Below are 1,669 nucleotides of genomic sequence, written 5' to 3'. Positions count from 1 at the left end.
GATATGTACTTGCACACGAAGGCTCCGGACTGCGCGAAGGGCACGCGCAGGTCGGCCGACGGCTCCTCGACGGTCTCGGCGTCGCCAATCTGGGACATACGGACGAGTTGATTCATGGCGTTGATCGGCTCAATAAGTATCCTGCTCGGTGGATCATGCACCCCGGCAGACAAGGGAAGTTTGAACGCGTCTCGTTCAGGCGACGGACCCGGCGCGCATCCGCAAGCGGGGCGCCCGGGTCGGCCAACACGATGCCGGCCGGACGACCGACGCGATTGGCGTCATTATGTTGTCGTAACTGGGGTTACGGCTCTTTAAAACAAGACCAGCCTGCGTCGGGTGCATCGGACCACGGTGCGGGATGCGTAGCTCGGCGCATTCGCGCATCGCTTCGATTGGCATTGGCCGGGCCTGACGAATCCGCCGGACGCTCGCCTCCGAGCCTGTCCCGGGCGTGCAACGCGGTGCGACCTGTGGTTCTGTGAGCCTGCAACGCGAACAGAGCCGGATCCGCTGACCATGGCCCACGCGCCCCTCGTGTCACCCGAATGGCTGCACGACCGCCTTCAAGCTCCCGACATCGTGGTCCTGGACGCCTCTTGGTACCTGCCGGCCGCAGGCCGGGACCCCGAGGCCGAATACCGCGCGGCCCACATTCCCGGCGCCCGCCGCTTCGATCTCGACGCCATGAGCGACACCGAGTCGAGCCTGCCGCACATGCTGCCGCGGCCCGAGGTATTCGCCGCACGGATGCGCGCCCTCGGCGTCGGCGACGGCATGCAGATCGTGGTCTATGACGGTCAGGGCCTGTTCTCGGCTCCGCGCGTCTGGTGGATGCTCAAGGCCTTCGGCGTGCGGGACGCCCTGGTGCTGGACGGCGGCCTGCCGGCCTGGATCGCGGCAGGCTACCCCACCGAGGAAGGCGAGCCGCACCCACACGAGCGTCGCCACTTCTCGGCCCGCCTCGATCACGGCGCGGTGGCGGATGCGGACGACGTGGCGCGGGCGCTGGAAACCGGGTCGGCTCAGGTGGTCGATGCCCGTTCGGCGACACGCTTCCGCGGCGAGGAGCCCGAACCCCGGCCCGGCGTCCGACCGGGGCATATGCCGGGCGCCTGCAATCTGCATTACGCGGCACTCCAGCGTGACGGCCGGATGAAGACCCCGGAGGAATTGAAGTCGGTCTTCGCCGAGAACGGCGTCGATCCGGACCGGCCGATCGTGACCACCTGCGGCTCCGGCGTGACCGCGGCGATCATCGCGCTCGCTCTCGAGACCATGGGCCGCCCGGCGCGAAGCCTCTACGACGGCTCCTGGTCGGAATGGGGCGCCGATCAGGCCCGCGCGGTCGCGACGGGCGCCTGAGAAGCCGGCGGGCCGCCAGAAACCTGCCCTCGGACATGGCGGGCTGCCGCCGTGTCCGGACCGATCTGATCGTGTCCTTGAAACCTTCGTGGCAGATTTCGATATATCGAATGCGCCTGCGGTTGGGCGCTCCACGGAGAAAATCATGCCGCTTCACGACACGACCGCCCTCTCGGGCACCATCCGGCACGTCTTCGCCCATCGTTTCACCCTCGAGGCGGGCGGCGAGACCATCTGGCCGATCTCGGCCCGAGGGCGTGGACGCGTTTCCGATCACGAGCGGGCTGCACGTGACCCTGGAGGG

At 68.2% G+C, this 1,669-nt stretch carries 1 protein-coding gene; it reads left to right on the top strand.

Annotation, left to right across the window (positions count from 1 at the left end; all coding sequences use genetic code 11):
• Positions 1 to 519: 519 nt before the first annotated feature.
• Positions 520 to 1,365 carry a 3-mercaptopyruvate sulfurtransferase gene (gene sseA / locus I53_RS13065; protein ID WP_043351370.1) on the top strand — a complete coding sequence of 282 codons (846 nt, stop codon included), beginning with the start codon at positions 520 to 522 and terminating at the stop codon, positions 1,363 to 1,365.
• The last annotated feature ends 304 nt before the right edge of the window (positions 1,366 to 1,669 follow it).

Source organism: Methylobacterium sp. B1, from assembly GCF_000333255.1.
GTDB classification, from domain to species: domain Bacteria; phylum Pseudomonadota; class Alphaproteobacteria; order Rhizobiales; family Beijerinckiaceae; genus Methylobacterium; species Methylobacterium fujisawaense.
The sequence above is the reverse complement of the archived record's forward strand: the minus strand, read 5'-3'. Positions and strand labels throughout refer to the sequence as shown.